The sequence below is a fragment of the Reyranella sp. GW821-FHT12G01 genome, from assembly GCF_058806575.1.
Genome location: NZ_JBXAPV010000001.1, coordinates 3,450,687 through 3,469,351, shown reverse-complemented (window position 1 = coordinate 3,469,351; position 18,665 = coordinate 3,450,687). Strand labels below are relative to the sequence as shown.

Genomic DNA, 18,665 nt, shown 5'->3' with positions numbered 1-18,665 from the left:
GTCATCCCGAACCCTTGCGAGGGATCTGCAACGTTATGAGCTGGAGTTACTAAGATGGGCCTAGCCACAGGCTTCCTCGAGATCGAGCGCAAGGACCGGTCCTACGAAAAGGTCGAGTTGCGCCTGAAGAACTACAACGAGTTCGTGCTGCCGATGCCGGCGGCCGAGGTGTCGCGGCAGGGCGCGCGCTGCATGGATTGCGGCATTCCGTTCTGCCATAACGGCTGCCCGGTCAATAACCTCATCCCCGACTGGAACGAGCTGGTCCGCCGCGACCGCTGGAAGGACGCGCTCGAGGTCCTGCATTCGACCAACAACTTCCCGGAGTTCACCGGCCGCATCTGTCCCGCGCCCTGCGAGGCCTCGTGCACGCTGAACATCGACGACAACCCGGTGACCATCAAGTCGATCGAATGCTCGATCGTCGATCGCGGCTGGCAGGAAGGCTGGATCCATCCGGTCGTGGCCGCGCACAAGACCGGCAAGCGCGTCGCCGTGGTCGGCTCCGGCCCGGCGGGACTTTCATGCGCCCAGCAGCTCGCGCGCGCCGGCCATTCGGTGACGCTGTTCGAGAAGGCCGATCGCATCGGCGGCCTGCTGCGTTACGGCATCCCCGACTTCAAGATGGAGAAGCATCTCATCGACCGGCGCATGCGCCAGATGGAGGCCGAGGGCGTCGAGTTCCGCACCGGTGTCGAAGTCGGCGCGACCCTGTCGATCAAGTCGCTGCTGGAAGGTTACGACGCCGTGGCCCTGACGGGCGGCGCCGAGCTGCCGCGCGATCTCGAAGTGCCGGGCCGTGAGCTGAACGGCATCCACTTCGCCATGGATTTCCTGACGCAGCAGAACAAGCGCAACGCCGGCGACGACGAGGGCCGCGCCGCACCGCGCGGCACGCTCACCGCCAAGGGCAAGCATGTCATCGTGATCGGCGGCGGCGACACCGGCTCGGACTGCGTGGGTACATCGAACCGTCACGGGGCGGTCTCGGTGACGCAGCTCGAAGTCATGCCGCGCCCGCCGGAGCGCGAGAACAAGACGCTGACCTGGCCGGATTGGCCCCTCAAGTTGCGCACCTCGTCGAGCCACGAGGAGGGCGCCGAGCGAGACTTCGCCGTGCTGACCAAGCGGGCGATCGGCCGCAACGGTAAGATCGAGGCGCTGGAATGCGTGCGCGTCGAATGGGTGAAGGGCGCTGACGGCCGGATGGGCATGCAGGAGGTCGCCGGTAGCGCCTTCGAGCTCAAGGCCGACCTGGTGCTGCTGGCCATGGGCTTCCTGGGGCCGCGCAAGCCCGGCCTCGTCGAGCAGGCGGGGGTCGCGCTCGACCCGCGCGGCAACGTCGCGGCCAATGTGAAGGACTACAAGACCTCGGTGCCGAAGCTGTTCTCGGCTGGCGACATGCGCCGCGGCCAGTCGCTGGTGGTCTGGGCCATTCGCGAAGGCCGCCAGTGCGCTCGCTCGATTGACGAAAGCTTGATGGGTTCTTCCACACTGCCGCGTTGATCTGCGAAACGGGCGTGGTTCGCTTGGGGGAAAATTTGCCCTAGAGTTCGCCCGATGAAGCTTCTGCTGATTCAGGGCGCGAACATGGAGTATCTGGGCCGACGCCAGCCCGAACTCTATGGCACCACCACGGCCAAGGAGCTCGATAACGCCGTGCGTCGCCACGCCAAGGCGCTCGATGTGTCGATCGACATCCACTACACGAACACCGAAGGCGAGGCCGTGTCGGTGATCTACAAGGCCGATCGCGCCAAGGCCGACGGCCTGCTGTTCAATCCCGCCGGATTTCTCCACGCCGGCCATGCGCTGCGCGATTGCCTGCGCTCGATCTCGATGCCGGCGATCGAGATCCACATGACCAATATCGAGAAGCGTGGCTTCTCTTCCATCACGGCGGAAGCGGCGGTCGGGATGATCGCGGGCTTCGGGACCGATTCCTACGTGCTGGCGCTCGAGGCGATGGTGGCGCGACTGCGGTCGGCCGCGGCCTGAGAAGCTTCGGCGGCCGTCTCGCGTAACGCGATGTAGTCGGCATCCTGCCGGTCGGCGTCGGTGGCCGGTTCGTGCAGGGTGTCCAGATAGGGCGTTCCCTGGGGCCGCAGGGCGTCGACGACGCCCAGCATCAGGTGCAGCGCCCGAAATCCCGCCAGGTTCAGCACCGTGTCGGCGACGGCGCGCTTCAGCGGGTTTCGCGGCTGCGGCGTCAGGTAATAGCGCGTGCCGCCCCAATGCCGGAAGGCGGCCTTGAGTTGGGGCATGTAGGCCTTGCCCGCGGGCAGGTTGGACATCCTGATGAGGCAGTCCATCAACCCGTTGCGCAGCGCTTCCGCACAGGCCCGGTGTTGTGGATGGTCGCGCAGGAGCGCCGCCCATTTCAGCCAGTAGCGCGTCGACGACAGGAGCTGCTCGGTATCGTCGCCGGCGGCGGTGAGGCGTGGCGCGGCATGCATCCGGACGTAATACATCCCGATCTCGCGCCCCAGCACGTGCTGGCCGGCCAGGATCGCCCGGCCGCACAGGTCGAAGTCCTCGTAGAAACTGAGCGTCTCGTCCCACGTGACCGTCTCGAACAGATGGCGTGGCCAGAGGATCGTCGTGTGGGTGATGGTGCGCAGCGCCGTGGGTTCGAGGAACTGGATCAGCGTGTCGGTGTCGGAGCGATCCGGCACCGTCCAGACGGGAGCGCCGAGACGAAGCTTGCCGTCGACATACGCGAAATCGCGCGAGCGGCCCGCGACCAGCGAGTTCGGTGGCGCGGCAAGCGTCGCTTCGAGCAGATCGGCGAGATGCGCCGGATGCATCAGGTCGTCGTCGTCGTAGAAGAAGATCCAGTCGCCGGTCGAAGCCGCGACGCCTGCGTTGCGCGCGGCGCTCGGCCCGCGCGCGATCTCGTGCCGGACGAGCTTTATGCTGGGAAAGTCCGCAGCCAGCATGGCGGCCGTGCCGTCCGTCGACCCGTCGTCGACGACCACGATTTCCTTGTCCTGCAGCAGCTGGGCCTGGGCGCACAGCAGCGCGCACCGCAACAGGTGCGCGCGATTGTGCGTCGGTATGATGATGCTGACCCTGCTTCCCACGGCAGTCCCAATCCCAGGAGTGATCTCTTCACCCGCTGTGATTTATGGACGAAAGACCGCCGTTACCAAACACCTGTCCGCAGCGTCACCGGAGAAAATTCTCCGAAGATCGACCAGTACGGGAAAGCGGATCGCGTACGCCAGGCCCGCTCGACCTTTACCCGCCACAGCCGTTCGGCGCCGACCAGATCCGATGGGCCAGCATGCCAGTCGATGGTGACGGTGCCCTGAACCTGCAGCAGGTCGCCCTTGTTGAAGTCGACGAACAGCAAGCCGGCACGCGGATCGCCGAGCAGATTGCCCAGCGTGTTGAAGAAGCCGTTGCCGCGAAAGTCCGGGATGGTGAGGGTATCGCCCTGGACAGCGACGAAGCCCGGCCGGCCACCGCGATGGGACATGTCGAAGCCCCCCTCGTCACCCAGTTCGCCGCGGGCGCGGCTGGCGACGAAGAACGTATCGACTGACTCGATGAGATCGCGCGCCGCTTCGTCCAGGCCAGGCAGCGCTTCGGCGGAAGAGGCTTGCGGCGCCACATCGGCGGCGCGAGGAACGATCTTCCGCGTCTGGATATATTGCGGGCAATTGCCGAAGCTCTGGGTGACATGCACCGTCAGGCCGTCGTCGCGGCTGACGATCCGACCGTTGGCGCGATTGCGCCGCCGCGTCGCGAGGTCGAGCCCCAGCATGCCGATCTCCGCGCCGGACGCGAAACCCGGTGCGGCAGGGTCGTCGGCTCGCGGCATCGCGCCGATCCTCAAGGTCATCGGGTCGGGCGAAGCGATGAAGCCGCGCGGGCCCGTCAGCACCGAGGCCATTGGCCAGCCTCGCGCATCGGGCGTGGCGGTGAACAGGTAGGGCAGTAGTGCGAAGAAGTCGCGATGCTGCTCCGGCATGAACGGCCGGATCGGCGCGCGTCCGGTCCGCAAGCCCGCCATTGCCTGCGCCGCCTTTTCGTCGGCGTTGAACGGCAGAAACACCATAGGATCGGCAGTCATCACACGCCCTCCTGCTTTTCGGGGACCTGGAGCTTCGGGTCGTACCAAGGGGCTGCGTCCGACCGCCAGATATGGACCTGCGGTCGATTGCCCACCTCGGTGTCGAGGCAACCCAGTCGCAAGAGCACCACGGGCTGAGCGACCCGCTCGGCCATCACATGCGAACCGCACCTGCCGCAGAAGCGGCGGAACTTGCCGGGCGAGGACTCGATCGCACCCAAAACTTCCTCGCCGCGCAGCCAACGAAACTTCTCCCGGGGCACGGCAGTGACCGACGAGAACGCCGTGCCGTGGGTCTTGCGGCAGGTGCGGCAATGACAATGCACGATGCGTTCGAGAGGGGCGTCGACTTCGTAGGCGACGGCGCCGCAGAGGCAGCTTCCATTCAACATGCCGGTATCCTCCTGGTCCCGGCCAATGTAGGGACGGTGGATTGCGGCGTGAATGGCACGAATGATAAAGTCATAATTCCATTTAGTGGAAGAATGACATGGACCGTCTCGACGAGTTCGCCATCTTCGTCCGCATCGTCGAGGAAGGAAGCCTGGTGCGCGCGGCCCAGCGCCTGCGCCGTTCGCCGCCTGCCGTCACCCGAGCGCTGGCGGCCCTCGAGGACAGGATCGGCGTGCGCCTGATCGACCGCACGACGCGGCGGCTCGCGCCGACCGAGGCGGGGCGGGCACTATATGAGCGGGCACGCGGCGTCGTGGCCGACTACGAAGCCGCGGCCGCCGGCGCTCGCGAGGCGCCCGTCCGCGGGCTCCTGCGCATCACCGCGCCGGTGCAGTTCGGCCGGCGCCACATTGCGCTGCTGGCGGCCCGATTCCTCGACGAGCATGACGGCGTCGAGATCGAACTTTTACTCAACGATCGTAACGTCGACCTGATCGACGAGGGGATCGACGTTGCGGTGCGCATCGGCGCGCTGGCGGACTCGGGCCTGACGGCCCGGCCGGTCGGGCATGTGCGGCGGCAATGGGTGGCGAGCCCGGCCTATCTGGCGCGGCGCGGCACGCCGAAGGCGCCTGCCGACCTCGCGACTCACGAAGCGTTGCTGGGCACGTCACGCAGCACGCTGGAATGGCGGTTCGCCGGCCGGCGTCGAGGCTCACCGCTGCATCTCGCCGGCCGGTTCCGGGTCGACGATATCGAGACTCGCCTGCGCCTCGCCCGCGAGGGGCGCGGGATCGCGGAGTTCCTGTCCTATCAGGTGGCAGAGGATCTCGCGGCCGGCCGCCTCGTGCGCCTGCTGCGCGGGTTCGAAACGGCGCCGCTTCCGGTGCAACTCCTGACGAAGGGCCGCGCTCATCGCGCGCCGAAGATCGATGTGTTCCTCGACTTCGCGGCGAAGCGATTATCGGCTCTGCCGGTCCTCCGAGTGGATTGACATACCGTGTGCAATTGCATTAGCCCTTAACTCGCAAGTTAAGTAAGCAAGGAGGAGCGCCCGATGTCCTATGTTGATGGCTTCGTTCTCGTCGTGCCGAAGAAGAAGCTGCCGGCCTACACCAAGATCGCCCGCCTTGCCGGCAAGGTATGGCGCGAGCACGGAGCGCTCGACTATCGCGAATGCGTCGGCGACGACCTCAAGGTGAAGTTCGGCCTGCCATTCACCAAGCTGGTGAAGATCAAGCCCAGCGAGACGATCGTGTTCTCCTACATCCTCTACAAATCGCGGGCCCATCGCGACAAGGTCAACGCCAAGGTCATGGCCGACGCCCGCCTGCAGAAGATCCCCGGCGACATGCCCTTCGATCCCAAGCGCATGGCCTATGGTGGCTTCAGGACCATTGTAGCTGCGTAGCTTCTGTAAAATTTGCGAATCGTTCGCAATGCAGATACACCAACGGAATGGTCGAAACAGGCCGCTATTCGCTGCTGCAGAGCTTCGCCGAACATCGTCAGGCGCTGATGCGTTTCCTGACGACTCGGCTGGGTAATCCTGCGCTGGCGGAAGATCTAGCCCACGAGACATGGCTGCGCGCCGCCAACAGTCCGGGCGGCGCCACCATCGCCAATCCCCGCAGCTACCTGTTCCAGATCGCCTCGAATCTGGCGATCGACCATCAGCGTCATGTCGGCCACAGGGTCGAACTGCAGGCCGAGGAAGAGGCCGCGTTCGTCCCCGACAGGCAGCCTTCGCCGGAGAACGTCGTCCTTTACCGCAGCGAGTTTGCGCGGCTGGTGCGTGTGATCGACCGCCTGTCGCCTCGCTGCCAGGAAGTCTTCCGGATGTGCAAGTTCGAGGGTCTCGCGCATGCCGAGATCGCTGACCGGCTCGGCATCAGCCGCAATACCGTCGTCAGCCACATGGTGAATGCCCTGGCTGCGATCGAGCGCGAGATGGACCGAGCGGAAAAATAAACCGCGCGCGCCTCATGGTGCAGGGCTCGTCATCCGTCCTAGGCGATAGGGGCGGCGTGCGAGTGCCGTCGCCGGGAGCATCATGTCCGAGCAACCTCAGGATCCGCTGATCAAGGAAGCGCTGCGCTGGCTCGTTGTCCTGCAGGACAAGAATGCGAGCCAGGCCGATCTCGACGCCTTCGATCGCTGGCTGAAGAGCGATCCCAGCCACGAAGCGGCCTGGCAGCGAGCGCAAAATATCTGGGCGCGTCTCGACAGGATCGGACCCGCCTTCAGGAACCGGTCGCCTACGCCCACCGCACCGAACCCTCCGCCGCGCCTCGTCGCGTCGCCCTGGATGCGGCCCACGCTTTCTGCACAGCCCACGCCCGCTCCCGAGGGGCGGCGGCGGTTCCTTTTCGTGGCCGGCGTCGCGGCGGCCGCCATTCCCGCCAGCATCATGCTGTCGCGGCCCGGCCTGTTCGCCGATCACGCCACGCTCGTGGGCGAGCGCCGGACGATCTCTCTCGACGACGACTCCTCGATCGAACTGGCTGGCGCCTCTTCGGTGTCGATCGACTTCGGCAGCGACCTCCGCCGCATCGTGCTGCACGAGGGGGAGGCGTTCTTCAATGTCGCCTCCGATGCCGCGCGTCCTTTCGTGGTCGATGCCGCGGCGGGACGCAGCTGGGCGCTGGGCACCGCCTTCAACATCAAGATCGGCAGCGACCGTGCAGCGCTCGTCACGGTGATGGAACATGCCGTCGATGTATCGGCCGAGGGAGCCGGACAGGTCTCCGTGAACGAGGGGCAACAGGTCCGGTATGCCAGGCGTCGCATGGACGACGTCGTGGATGCGGACCTCGAGCAGGCCGAGGCCTGGCGCAGCGACCGGTTCGTTTTCCGCGACACGCCGCTCGGCGACGTGATCGCCGACCTCGAACGCTATCGCGGCGGGCGCATCATCCTGGTCGATTCGTCCCTGCACGCGCTTTCGTTGACAGCCACGTTCGACACGAGCGAGGCCGATGCAGTCCTCGATACAATCGCCGGCACGCTTCCGGTTCGCGTCGATCGGATCGGCGGCCTGCTGGTCGTGCTGTCGTCGAGGAACTGAAGCGTGCTTCGGCGAAAGTTGCCCGTGGCGCGATGAAACCTCGTTGATCCGCTGCCGGGGATGATGGCGACTGCGCACGCGTAGCCATTGCATGCAGAAGATGCGCGGCGCGCTCCTTGTGGGTGCAACAGTCCTGGCGTTGCCCTTGGTGGCAGGCGTGCCCCGTGCAGCGATCGCGCAAAGGATCGGGATCACATCGGCGGTCACCGGCGATCCGACCGGAAAGCCACCCGACGAGACCGAGCGGGTTCTCCATGTCGGGATCGACGTGAAAGCGGGCGAGGTTGTCACCACCGGCGAGGTGGATCGTGCCCATCTCCTGTTTCTCGACGGAACGGCGCTCACGATCAGCAACCAGGCGCAGGTCACCCTCGACAGGTTCGTCTACGACTCCGACCAGAAGCTGGGCGATCTCGCGATCACGGCGACGAAAGGCGTATTCCGCCTGGTCGGCGGCAGGATCAGCAAGAAGACGCCGGTCACCGTCGTGACGCCATCGGCCACGCTCACCATTCGTGGTGGCATCGCGATGTTCAGCGTCGAGCCGACGAAGACCACGGCCACCTTCATGTTCGGCTATGAAATGACGATGACCGGACAGGGCCGGACGCAGAGCGTGACGGCGCCCGGTTTCCAGGTCAGCACACTTCTTGGCCAACCGCCGGGACCGGCGATGCGTCCTGTCCGGGGAAGCCTTGCCGACAATATCAGCAGGCTCGAAGCGGTCGGCGGCAGGCCCGACGCCGGCGCCGACAAGGCGGCGAAGACCACCGGCTTCGCAGATGCCAATTCCGGCAGGGGGCCGAACGCCCTCGGCCCGGTCCAGGGCGGACCGGCGCCGCGCGGTCCGGGTGGAGCCAACGGTCCGGGCGGCCAACCGAGGATGGGTGGGCCCGGTATCGGTGGTGGCGGCTTCGATTCCGGCCTCGGCCCGATGCAGCCCAATCCGCTCGCCGGAGGAAGCGCGCCGCGTCCCGCGCCTTAGTCCTGCTTCACCGCGACCAGTCGAATGCCGCCGAGGTCCCGCTTCAGGATCAACTCGACGAAGCGGATGTAGGATTCGTGAAAGGCATCGTGGCCCATCGGCGTGCCGGCGGCGCGGGCTTCCTCGCGCAGCCGCTGGTACATGGCGAGCCGCTGTTCGAGGATCGGGCCCCATTCCTGCGTGAGATCGGTCGCGGCTTCGACACGGAACCCCGCTGAACGGGCGATGTCGCCATAGCTGGCGAGCGTCTCCAGCGGCTGGATCGCCATGCCGTCCCACATCAGTTTTGCGTCTTTCGACGAGAGCGGCGTGTTGGCGATCCAGTCGGTCATGGCGAGGCGGCCGCCCTTGCGCAGGACGCGGAATGCCTCGGCCAGCGTCTTTGCATGATCGGGCACATGACAAAGCGCCTCCTGGCTCACGACGACGTCCATGGTGTCGTTGGCCAGCGGTACATCCATCACATTGCCCGGCAGGACCCGCGCGCTGTCCTGCAGGCCGACCAGGGCAATCAGCTCCTGCGCCGCCGCGACGCGCGATGGCGTGAGTTCGATGCCGGTGACGTCGGCCCCATAGCGATGGGCGAGGTAGCGCACCGTGCCGCCAAGGCCGGCACAGAAATCGGCCACCTTCGTGCCGCGCCCGATCGAAGCCGCCCGCGCCAGTGCATCGGTGGCGGCGATGCCGCCATAATGGTCCTGATCGTGCGGCCAGAGTTCTTCCGGCGTCACGCCGTCCAGATGGCCGCGGCTCGCGCGCAGCTTCGCCTTGATGATCTCGCCCGACATCGGATGGCGGTCGTAGAAGTAGATCGCCTGGGCGGTCGCGTCGGTCATGGGATCCCCCGGCCGGGCATCCCGACCTTTCATTGCTTCGTTGGGGGCATTTTCCGGATCGCGCCGGAAGGGTCAAACAATCAGTCCGGCGTCACGCCGAACCGGCGTTGCCAGAAGTCGCGCGAACGGCGCTCGCCGACGTCGCAGCCCAGCTCATACTCCGGGCGCACGAAGCGGGTGTAGTCGTCGTCGGCCTTCACCTGGCGGCGGGTGCCGCCGGATTGTGCGAGCTGAACGCCGTCGCGCGCGGTGCCGAGATCGCCGATGTCGAAGTCGTTCAGCGGGCCGATATCGGCCACTTCCTGCAGCAGCTTCTTGCGCACGGCGCGGGGAAAATCCTCGAAGCTGCGCGCCACCTCGACGAAGGAACGCGGACCGCCGGTGACGCAGTGCAGGTAATACTTGTCGAGGTCGTCCTCGGCGGGGAAGCCGAACGGATTGGGCCGGCCGTTCATGATCGGCAGGCCGTTGATGATGATGCGGTCCTTCAGCGCGTCGTGCCGGACCTCGGTGACCAGCCCGCCATCGTTGTTCGATCCGTCGCCCGAGATGTCGAGCACCTTGCGGTCGGCTTCGTAGGGGCTGCGGCTGTACATCGGAATGGCGTAGCGGATGGCGCCGCTGATCGAGGTGCGGCGCGAGATCGTGATCGGTGCATCGGAGAGCCGCTTGGCGAAGGCAGCGATCGACGCCTCGGAATCGAGCAGGGTCCAGTCGACCAGCAGCTTCTGGATCCACGAGTCGGACCATTCGAAGTAGGCGACGGCGATGCGGCCGTGATTGCCGCCCAGGATCGCCTTGATGATGATGGGATCGCTGAAGGCCTCGACATAGCCCTGGCGCTGCAGCTTGGCCTCGTCGGGATCGATGCTGCCCGAGATGTCGATCGCCATCACCAGCGCGAGGTCGACTTCCTTGGGCTCCTGCGCCGCCGCCGGCAGTGCGAGGAGTAGAAGGGCGATCAGACCAACCAGACGGGCCACGGCGACCTCCGCGTTCGGATACGCTCTGCGAGGCAAGAACCATACCGCCCGTCGGAAGCCCATGTCAGCCGTACACTGGACGGGCCGTGGCGGCGGTCGCTAGCCTCTGCGGAACGAAGCAGGGGAGGACGCTCATGGATCTGGCGCTCAGCAAGCAAGACGAGGCCTTCCGCGACGAGGTCCGCCGCTTCCTCGACGAGAATCTGACCGAGGATCTGCGCGAGGCCGGGCGTAAGACGGGCGGTGTCTTCGCCGACTTTGCAGCCGGTCTGCGCTGGCACAAAATCCTGGCGCGCCGCGGCTGGTCGGCGCCGAGCTGGCCCAAGGAACATGGCGGCACCGGCTGGAGCGCGACGGAGCGCTACATCTTCAGCCGCGAATGCATCGCTGCCGACGCGCCGCGCATCTTTTCCATGGGCCTGCGCATGGTCGGCCCGGTGATCATGAAATTCGGCACGCCGGAGCAGAAGGCCAAGTACCTGCCGCGCATCGTGTCCGGCGACATCACCTTCTGCCAGGGCTACTCCGAACCGGGCTCGGGCTCCGATCTCGCCAGCCTCAAGACCAAGGCCGAGCGTGACGGCGACGACTATGTGATCAACGGCACCAAGATCTGGACGACCGGCGCGCATGTCGCCGACCACATGTTCTGCCTGGTCCGGACCTCGACCGAGGGCAAGCCGCAGGATGGCATCTCCTTCGTGCTGATCGATTCGATGAAGGCGCAGGGCCTCACTGTCGCGCCGATCCTGACTCTGGCCGGCGACCACGAGGTCAATCAGGTGTTCCTCGACAATGTGCGCACGCCAGTGGCCAACCGGATCGGGCCGGAGAATGCCGGCTGGACGGTCGCCAAGTATCTGCTCGAGTTCGAGCGCGGCGGCGACGCCTACACGCCCAACCTCTATGCCCGCATCGAGGACGTGAAGCGGATCGCCCGCGAGGAGGCGGCCGACGGCGCAGGCCGCCTGATCGAAGAGCGCGGCTTCGTCGAACGGCTGGCCGAGGCCGAGATGGAGATCCAAGCGCTGGAGATGATCGAGATGCAGGTCCTCTCCGACCTCAGCCAGGGCCGCAATCCCGGCGCCGTTTCCTCGGCGATGAAGATCCGGGGCAGCGAGACCCTGCAGAAGCTCGACCATCTCGGCGTCGAGGCGCTGGCCTGGTATGCCGCGCCCTTCGAGCCCGAGGCGCGCGAGATCGGCCACAACGAGCCGACTGTCACGCCGGAATGGGGCATCACCGCCACGCCGCTCTATCTCAACAACCGCGCTTCGACGATCTATGCCGGCTCCAATGAAATCCAGCGCAACATCATCGCCAAGGCGGTGCTGGGCCTCTGAGGGGCTTGTAAGCGTGCAATTCACACCACATCTGTAGGGCTATGAGCGATCCATATTCCGTCCTGGGCGTGCCGAGGACCGCCACGGACGACGACATCCGCAAGGCGTTCCGCAAGCTCGCCAAGAAACACCATCCCGACCTCAATCCCGGCGATAAGGCGGCCGAAGCCAAGTTCAAGGAGATCGGCCAGGCCAACGACATTCTCTCCGATCCGGAGAAACGCCGGCGCTTCGACGCGGGCGAGATCGACGGCACCGGCCAGGAGATGCCGCCGCGCGGCTTCTATCGTGATCAGGCGGGTGGCCGTGGCGGCAAGTACGAGCATGCCGCCGGCCACGAGTCCTTCGTCGACATGGGCGGCATCTTTTCGGAGATGTTCGGTGAGCGCCGCGGCTTCGGCGGTGGCGGCGGTCCGGGTTTCGGCGGCGGCGGCTTCGACATGGGTGGCATGCCGGTCACCTACAGTCTGCGCGTGCCGTTCCTCGTCGCCGCGAGAGGCGGCAAGCAGCGGGTCAACCTGCCCGACGGCAAGACGCTCGATATCGACGTGCCCGAGGGCACGACCGACGGCCAGACACTGCGCCTCAAGGGGCAGGGCATGCCGGGGTCGCAGGGCCGTCCGGCCGGCGACGCCTATGTCGAGATCCACGTCGACCCGCACGCTTTCTTCCAGCCGCGCGACAATGACATCCATGTCGAGCTGCCGGTCACGGTCACCGAAGCCACGCTCGGTGGCAAGGTGAAGGTGCCGACGGTGGGCGGTGCGGTGATGCTGAACGTGCCGGCCGGCTCGAACACCGGCACCTCGTTGCGGCTGAAAGGCCGGGGCCTGCTCGACCGCAAGTCGGGCCAGCGCGGCGACCAGTATGTGAAGCTCAAGGTCGTCCTGCCCGAGAAGGCGGACGACAAGCTGAAGGAATTCCTCGAGGGCTGGGAGGCGGGTCGCGCCTACGATCCGCGCAAGGAGATGGAGCAGTTCACATGACGACGTTGGACGAACTGCTGCGTCAGCACGGTCAGCTGACGGAAGTCCATGTCGAACGCTGGGTATCGCGCGGCCTGCTGCGCCCTGCGAACAGCGGCGACAGCTGGAGTTTTGAGCAGATCGACGTGGCGCGCGCTCGCCTGCTCGGCGAGCTGGTCGATGAGCTGGGCTTCAACGACGAGTCCGTCGAGACCGTGGTCGATCTGGTCGACCAGGTGCACACACTGCGCCGTCAGCTCGACCTGCTGGGCCATGCCATCGCCGAGCAGCCCGCCGCGACGCGCGAGGCGATCGCGGCGGCCCTTGACCGGCTTTCGAGGCGCTAGCAAATTCATTTTGTCATCCTGAGCGAAGCGAAGGATCTCACGCCAGCTACGGAGTCCTTTGGTCGCCCGGCTAGGTCCTTCGCTGTGCTCAGGACGACAGCAATTGAAGACCGTGCGCTAGCTCACTCCGGCTCGACGCCGGCGCGCTTCACGGCGTCGCCCCAGGCGGCGCAGCCGGTCCTCATGATCTCGCCCATTTCGGCCGGCGTCGTACCGGTGGCGATCAGGCCCATGTCGAGAAGCTTCTCCTTGCCCTCGGGCGTCTGCACCAACTTGCGGATTTCCGCGCTCAGTCGCTCGACGATTTCCTTGGGCGTGCCGGCCGGCGCCATGATGCCGTTCCAGCCGGTCAGGTTGATCTTGTAGCCGGCCTCCTCGAAGGTCGGCACGTTGGGCAGGCGCGGCCAGCGCTGCGCCGAGGTGACGGCCAGCGGCGTCAGCTTGCCGCCGTTGATCGCACCGCCGCTGGCGGCAAGGTCCTGGATGGTCATCGGGATGTGCCCGGCCACGACGTCCTGCACCGCGGGACCTGCGCCCTTGTAGGGGACGTGGGTCATGTCGAGCTTCTCGGCCTGGTTCAGCATCTCGCCCCAGATGTGCGACGAGGAACCGTTGCCGAACGATGCGAAGTTCACCTTGCCCTTGCGCTCCTTGGCCCAGTCGACGAATTCCTTCACCGATTTCAGGTTGAGGGACGGCGGCACGACCATGGCGAGCGGCGCCAGCCCATGCTGCGTCACCGGCATGAAGTCCTTGAAGCCGTCATAGGGGATCTTCTTGTAGACGTACGGATTGATGCACATCATCGACGAGTTCACGTAGACGAAGGTGTAGCCATCGCCCGGCAGGTTCTTGACAATTTCCATGCCGACCATGCCGTTGGCGCCGGGCTTGTTGTCGACGATGATCTGCTGGCCCAGCACGCCGGAAAGCTTCTCGGCGAAGTAGCGCGACGCGACGTCGGTCTGGCCGCCCGGCGGATAGGGCGCCACGAGCTTGATCGGCTTGTTGGGCCATCCGGCCTGTGCGTGGGCACCGGTCGCGAACAGCAGCAACGCGCCGGCGAGCGCGGCGGCTATCTTGTTGGTCATTGTTTCCTCCCTTTTCTTGGGAAGGAAGCTAGCCGACCTTTCGGTCTCCTGTCACGGCTTGCAGCGCCGTCCAGACTTTCGCAGCGGTCAGCGGCATGTCGATGTGGCGCACACCCAGCGGTCGCAACGCATCGAGCACGGCGTTGCCCAGGGCGGCCGGTGCGCCGTTGGTCGGCAATTCGCCGACGCCCTTGAAGCCCAGCGAATTGTTGGGCGAGAGCGTGACGATCGTCTCGACCTGGAAGTTCGGCACGTCGTCGGCGCGCGGCAGGGCATAGTCCATCAAGGTGCCGCTCAGGAGCTGGCCGGTCTCCTCGTCATAGAGCGCTTCTTCCATCAGCGCATTGCCGAGCCCATGCGCGATGCCGCCATGCATCTGGCCCGTGAGCAGCCGCGGATTCACCACGGGGCCGCAATCGGCGACGGCCAGGAACCGGTCGATATGCGTCGTGCCGGTTTCGGGATCGACCTCGACCTCGCAAACCATCACGCCGGTGGGAAAGGATTCGATCTTGTCGGCGAACACGGCGTCGCCCTCGAACGGCTTCCAGGCGGCCAGCTCGAACAGGCCGATGCGCCGGTCGGTGCCCACGATCTCGAAGGCGCCGTTGCGATAGGCGATGTCCGCCGGCGACGTTTCCAGCCGCTCGGCGGCGAGATCGCGGCCGCGCTGGATCACGACGTCGGCGGCGCGCTTGAGCGTCGTGCCGCTGATGATGGTCGAGGACGAACCGCCGGTGCCACCGCCCCGCGGGATGCTGCGCGTATCGCCCTGGCGGACCTCGATGCGATCGGGGGGCACGTCGAGCGCGGCCGAGAGAATCTGCGCGAACACCGTCTCGTGGCCCTGGCCCTGGCTCTGCGTGCCGACGCGCGCGATCAGCCGGTCGGCCTCGACGTTCACGACGACATGCTCGTCGGCGATGCCGCCGGTGCCATGGAGATGGCAGGAGAAGCCAAGTCCGCGGCGCTTGCCAACGGCCTCGCTGGCCGCGCGCCGGACGGCGAAGCCCGCCTCGTCGGCGATCTCGAGCGCGGTCTCGAACAGCCGGGTGCAATCGGCGGCGTCGTAGGTGTAGCCGCTTGCGGCGGCATAGGGCATCTCGTCGGCGCGCAGCAGGTTGAGGCGGCGCAGTTCGACCGGCGTGCGGCCGGTCTCGTGGGCGGCGAGATCCACAAGGCGTTCCAGGAGGAACAGTGCCTCGGGCTTGCCGGCGCCGCGGATGGCATCGACCGGCACGGTGTTGCTGAACACGCAATCGAAATCGACGCGGATGGCGGGGATCCGGTAGAGGCCGGAGATCACCTTTGCGAGGCCCGTGGTCGGAATGGTCGGCGCGAACATCGAGACATAGGCGCCGTAGTTGGCCTGGGCCCTCACGCGCAGGCCGATGAAGCGGCCGTCCTTGTCGAGGGCGAGGTCCGCCGTGGCCACCAGGTCGCGGGCATGGCTGTCGGCCAGCGAGAGTTCGGCGCGCTCGCAGATCCAGCGCAGGCCGCGCCCGAGCTTGCGTGTCGCCCAGGCGATCAGGGTCGATTCGGCATAGATCGGGAATTTTGGCCCGAAGCCACCGCCGACATCCTCGGTGACCAGCCGCAACTTCTCCTTGGGGATGTCCAGGACACGCTCGCACATCAGGCGGTGAGGGATCTGTACGCCCTGCGAGGCGAAGGTCACGGTGACGAGATCGTCCACGGCGTCGTAGCTCGACCAGGCCGCGCGCGTTTCCATGTAGTGCACGATCTGGCGCGGCGAGCGGATGGAGAGCGTCGAGACATGGGCCGCGCGCGCGAAGGCAGCGTCCGTGACGGCGCCGTCGCCCTTGCCCCAGCGGCACATCAGGTTGCCGGGGACGTCGTCATGCACCAGGGGCGCGCCGGGCGCCTGGGCCTGCGCGGCGGTCACGACGGCGGGCAGTTCCTCGTAGTCGATGCCGAGCGCCTCGGCCGCGTCGCGTGCATTGTCGATCGTGTCGGCCACGATCATGGCGGCGATGTCGCCGACATGCCGGACCTTGCCGACCGGCATGGGCAAGTGCTGCGGCTCGCGATGGCGATTGCCGGCCTCGTCCTTGATCTCGCTGACGGCCGGCAGGTGGCCGACCTTGTCGGCTAAAAGATCCTGCGCGGTGTAGACTGCGGCGACGCCGGGCGAGGCCAGCGCCGCGTGCGTGTCGATGCTCACGATACGTGCATGCGCATGCGGCGAGCGAACGAACAGGACCGCAAGCGCGTCGGCCGGCGCGGTGTTGTCGGTATAGCGCCCGCGACCGGTCAGGAACCGCTGATCTTCACGACGCGTGATGGAGTGACCGAGCTTGAGGGCCACGTTCATCGGGTCGGAACGTGCAGGAAAGGGGTCCCGTGCCGAACCGCGCAGGTTGTTGTAGTCTTTGCCACCAAATGCTCTCAGTCGTTCGCTAACGAGCGTTATACACCGGTTCCGGCGACCAGCATCGACGATGAAATCTAGGCTTTGGATCAAGTTTGCCTTGGCGGCGGCGGTCGGGATGCACGGCATCTCGGCGCCCTCGGCCGGCCATGCCCAGGCACCGGGCGGTCGCACGACGCTTAGCCGGGCGATCGAGCTGGTCGATGCGCATCTCGGCAAGGCGCAGCGCGAGGCGAATGCCGACCTGAAGCGACGGCTGCAGATCGAGGGCTATCTCGCGCTGCTGTCGCTGCCGTCGACCCATCGCCAGTACGAGGCGGCGGATCGGCTGAGGACGATCGACGACGCCCTTGCCGACAAGGCGGCGACCGACAAGCCGCTTTCCGGCGATCGCGAGGTGATCGAAGGCGGGCTGAGCGCGGCGAAGAGCCTCGCGGAAGAGCGCGACGACCTGCAGCGCATCTTCCTCATCGACCGGCAATATTCCGGACTGTCCTCCGGCGAGCGCATCGACCAGCAATATTTCGGGCAGCTCATGCGCGCCAACGACGCGGATGCGATGACTTGGTTCTTCCAGTCGATGCAGCCGGGCGTGGGCGAGGCGGCAGGCATCGTCAATCGCAGTCTCGGCATCAACTGGCTGTGCCAGCGGGGTCACAGGTCGCTCGCCCGGCAGGTCGCCATCCGTCTCACCGAACCCGAACTCGACTATGCGATCGGCCCACGGCTTGCGGACCTCGGTGCTGCTGCGGAAGCCGAGCAGCGGGCAAACCGGACGATGACGCAGACCACGCGCCGCGCCCCGGCGGGGCCGGAGATCCTGGTGCGGCTTGCCGTGGTGGCAGCCCGCCGGGGCGACAGCGTCGAGGTCGAGCGTCTCGTCCGCAAGGTGATCGGGGCGGTCGAGCCGCGCCAGTTCTCTCCCGAGCGCCGCGTGTCGACGGACTATGGCGATTGCGACTGGACGCTCAATCGCGACTTTGCGCGCCGCTGGCAGGCGCGCAGCGTGTACTGGCAGTCGGCCTTCAAGCTGAGCGCGGAGCCTTCGGGCACGACGCCAGGCCAGCCCTATCTCGTCGCCCTCGCCGAATCGGTGGCCGGCGCGAGCGCGGGCGAGCGGTCGGTTGAGCTGATCGACCAGTTGATCGCCATCTTCGACAAGAGCGTGCGCGAGAATGGCATCGATCTCACCAATGCCGCCATCCTCGCCACCGATACGCAGACCGACGCTGCGCGCCGCAACAACGGCGCGGCGCTTGCGTGGTACTGGGCGCGGCAATCGCTGATCCTTGCGCGCGTGGCGGCGGGCGGTGCAATCGACGACACGGCGGCGAAGTCGTTGAGCCTGGACTGGGTCATGGCGTTCTTCAACGCCTACCCCCAGTCGGGCTTCGTGCGGCGCCTGACCTCTCTCGACGAGCCCGAGCGGCAGACAATTGATCGGACGAATCCCAAGCTCCTCGCGCGCCTTCAGCTCGTCGCGCTGGTGCTCGAGGGCAAGGTCGCCGATGCCCATGCGCTGGTCGATTCAGATCCGGCGGCGATCGAGTTCGACGGATGGCGCCTGATCTCCCTCATCGAGGCCCTGGAGAATGCCGGCCTGCGAGCGCGCGCCGTCGCGGCGCTCGATGCCTATCTCGATGTCTTTCCCAGCAAGGACCTCGCCGCGCTCAGGCTCCTGATGCTGCAGGAGCAGGTCGAGAAGGCCAAGGCGATGCTGCGATCGTTCGTTGCCGGCGGCGCGGGGGCGTTCGGCGTGTCCGACATCTTCGTCGGCGTCATGCTGTTGCGCGAGCTGGGCGACGACACGGACGTCCCGACCCTCGTCGGCCTGCGCAAGAGCGCGGACGCCAACGAGGCAAGCCGCCGGCTGCTCGAGATCGTCGACGCACTGGCCTGGGAAGGGGCCTCGTCGGAGATCGAGGCCGTGACGCGCCAGCTTCCGCGTGAACTGGCGCAGTTGCCCGCGAAGGACGGAGCCTGCCTGCGCGACACGCTCCAGGGGCTGCTGGCCGTCTCGCTCGCGCGGCGCGGCGATCTCGAAGCGGGCATCCGTCTGGTCGCCGACCGCAACCTCGAACAACGCCAGTTCTGCTGGGCCGGCCGGGGCTACGACAGCAAGCCGATCTTCGATGTCCGCTTCCTGGTGCAGGAGTGGGTCCGGCGCGGACACGCCGCGCCGTGA

The 18,665-nt window shown here is 66.6% G+C and carries 18 protein-coding genes; 11 read left to right on the top strand and 7 right to left on the bottom strand.

The features are described 5' to 3' along the window. The first annotated feature begins 54 nt into the window (after positions 1–54). Positions 55–1,506: a glutamate synthase subunit beta gene (locus AC1RP5_RS16795; RefSeq protein ID WP_493112357.1), complete on the top strand. Its 1,452-nt coding sequence runs from the start codon at positions 55–57 to the stop codon at positions 1,504–1,506. Between the two features lie 54 nt (positions 1,507–1,560). Continuing rightward, positions 1,561–1,998: a type II 3-dehydroquinate dehydratase gene (locus AC1RP5_RS16790; RefSeq protein ID WP_493112355.1), complete on the top strand. Its 438-nt coding sequence runs from the start codon at positions 1,561–1,563 to the stop codon at positions 1,996–1,998. Here the strand turns inward: AC1RP5_RS16790 and AC1RP5_RS16785 are convergent. From AC1RP5_RS16785 to AC1RP5_RS16775, 3 genes are all read right to left on the bottom strand, one after another. Further along, complete coding sequence (locus tag AC1RP5_RS16785) at positions 1,944–3,083, bottom strand: glycosyltransferase family 2 protein (protein ID WP_493112354.1); 1,140 nt, start codon at positions 3,081–3,083, stop codon at positions 1,944–1,946. The genes AC1RP5_RS16790 and AC1RP5_RS16785 overlap by 55 nt on opposite strands. 62 nt (positions 3,084–3,145) lie before the next feature. Beyond that, positions 3,146–4,078: a pyridoxamine 5'-phosphate oxidase family protein gene (locus AC1RP5_RS16780; RefSeq protein ID WP_493112352.1), complete on the bottom strand. Its 933-nt coding sequence runs from the start codon at positions 4,076–4,078 to the stop codon at positions 3,146–3,148. Beyond that, on the bottom strand, positions 4,078–4,470 hold the full coding sequence (locus tag AC1RP5_RS16775; protein ID WP_493112351.1) for a GFA family protein: 393 nt from the start codon (positions 4,468–4,470) through the stop codon (positions 4,078–4,080). Before AC1RP5_RS16775 ends, AC1RP5_RS16780 begins: the two co-directional genes overlap by 1 nt. 98 nt (positions 4,471–4,568) lie before the next feature. Between AC1RP5_RS16775 and AC1RP5_RS16770 the strand changes: the two genes are divergently transcribed. The 5 genes from AC1RP5_RS16770 to AC1RP5_RS16750 all read left to right on the top strand — a co-directional run bounded on the left by AC1RP5_RS16770 (position 4,569) and on the right by AC1RP5_RS16750 (position 8,523). Beyond that, positions 4,569–5,465, top strand: a complete 897-nt coding sequence (locus AC1RP5_RS16770; protein WP_493112349.1) for a LysR family transcriptional regulator — start codon at positions 4,569–4,571, stop codon at positions 5,463–5,465. Positions 5,466–5,528: 63 nt separating this feature from the next. Then, on the top strand, positions 5,529–5,882 hold the full coding sequence (locus AC1RP5_RS16765; protein ID WP_493112347.1) for a DUF1428 domain-containing protein: 354 nt from the start codon (positions 5,529–5,531) through the stop codon (positions 5,880–5,882). Between the two features lie 47 nt (positions 5,883–5,929). After that, the gene (locus AC1RP5_RS16760) at positions 5,930–6,442 is read left to right on the top strand and encodes an RNA polymerase sigma factor (RefSeq protein WP_493112345.1); all 513 of its coding nucleotides are present in this window, start codon (positions 5,930–5,932) and stop codon (positions 6,440–6,442) included. 82 nt (positions 6,443–6,524) lie between these two features. Continuing rightward, positions 6,525–7,538, top strand: a complete 1,014-nt coding sequence (locus tag AC1RP5_RS16755; protein WP_493112344.1) for a FecR family protein — start codon at positions 6,525–6,527, stop codon at positions 7,536–7,538. 100 nt (positions 7,539–7,638) lie between these two features. Further along, on the top strand, positions 7,639–8,523 hold the full coding sequence (locus AC1RP5_RS16750) for a FecR family protein (RefSeq protein ID WP_493112343.1): 885 nt from the start codon (positions 7,639–7,641) through the stop codon (positions 8,521–8,523). On the opposite strand, the gene AC1RP5_RS16745 is transcribed toward AC1RP5_RS16750, so the two are convergent. Both AC1RP5_RS16745 and AC1RP5_RS16740 read right to left on the bottom strand, forming a co-directional pair. After that, entirely contained in the window at positions 8,520–9,359 is an 840-nt protein-coding gene (locus tag AC1RP5_RS16745; protein ID WP_493112342.1) for a methyltransferase domain-containing protein, read from the bottom strand. The genes AC1RP5_RS16750 and AC1RP5_RS16745 overlap by 4 nt on opposite strands. Before the next feature lie 80 nt (positions 9,360–9,439). Beyond that, positions 9,440–10,342, bottom strand: a complete 903-nt coding sequence (locus AC1RP5_RS16740) for a DUF1194 domain-containing protein (RefSeq protein WP_493112341.1) — start codon at positions 10,340–10,342, stop codon at positions 9,440–9,442. A gap of 134 nt (positions 10,343–10,476) precedes the next feature. On the opposite strand from AC1RP5_RS16740, the gene AC1RP5_RS16735 reads away from it, so the two are divergent. Genes AC1RP5_RS16735 through AC1RP5_RS16725 form a run of 3 tightly spaced genes read left to right on the top strand, consistent with a single transcriptional unit; the run spans position 10,477 to position 12,997 of the window. Beyond that, complete coding sequence (locus tag AC1RP5_RS16735; protein WP_493112339.1) at positions 10,477–11,685, top strand: acyl-CoA dehydrogenase family protein; 1,209 nt, start codon at positions 10,477–10,479, stop codon at positions 11,683–11,685. Positions 11,686–11,726: 41 nt separating this feature from the next. Then, positions 11,727–12,671 carry a DnaJ C-terminal domain-containing protein gene (locus tag AC1RP5_RS16730; protein WP_493112337.1) on the top strand — a complete coding sequence of 315 codons (945 nt, stop codon included), beginning with the start codon at positions 11,727–11,729 and terminating at the stop codon, positions 12,669–12,671. Further along, the gene (locus tag AC1RP5_RS16725; protein ID WP_493112334.1) at positions 12,668–12,997 is read left to right on the top strand and encodes a chaperone modulator CbpM; all 330 of its coding nucleotides are present in this window, start codon (positions 12,668–12,670) and stop codon (positions 12,995–12,997) included. The genes AC1RP5_RS16730 and AC1RP5_RS16725 overlap by 4 nt, the downstream gene beginning before the upstream one ends. Positions 12,998–13,119: 122 nt before the next feature. Here the strand turns inward: AC1RP5_RS16725 and AC1RP5_RS16720 are convergent, their stop codons facing one another. Beyond that, positions 13,120–14,088 carry a Bug family tripartite tricarboxylate transporter substrate binding protein gene (locus AC1RP5_RS16720; RefSeq protein WP_493112332.1) on the bottom strand — a complete coding sequence of 323 codons (969 nt, stop codon included), beginning with the start codon at positions 14,086–14,088 and terminating at the stop codon, positions 13,120–13,122. 28 nt (positions 14,089–14,116) lie between these two features. Further along, entirely contained in the window at positions 14,117–16,423 is a 2,307-nt protein-coding gene (locus AC1RP5_RS16715; RefSeq protein WP_493112331.1) for a xanthine dehydrogenase family protein molybdopterin-binding subunit, read from the bottom strand. 127 nt (positions 16,424–16,550) lie between these two features. Between AC1RP5_RS16715 and AC1RP5_RS16710 the strand changes: the two genes are divergently transcribed. Further along, entirely contained in the window at positions 16,551–18,665 is a 2,115-nt protein-coding gene (locus tag AC1RP5_RS16710; RefSeq protein WP_493112329.1) for a hypothetical protein, read from the top strand.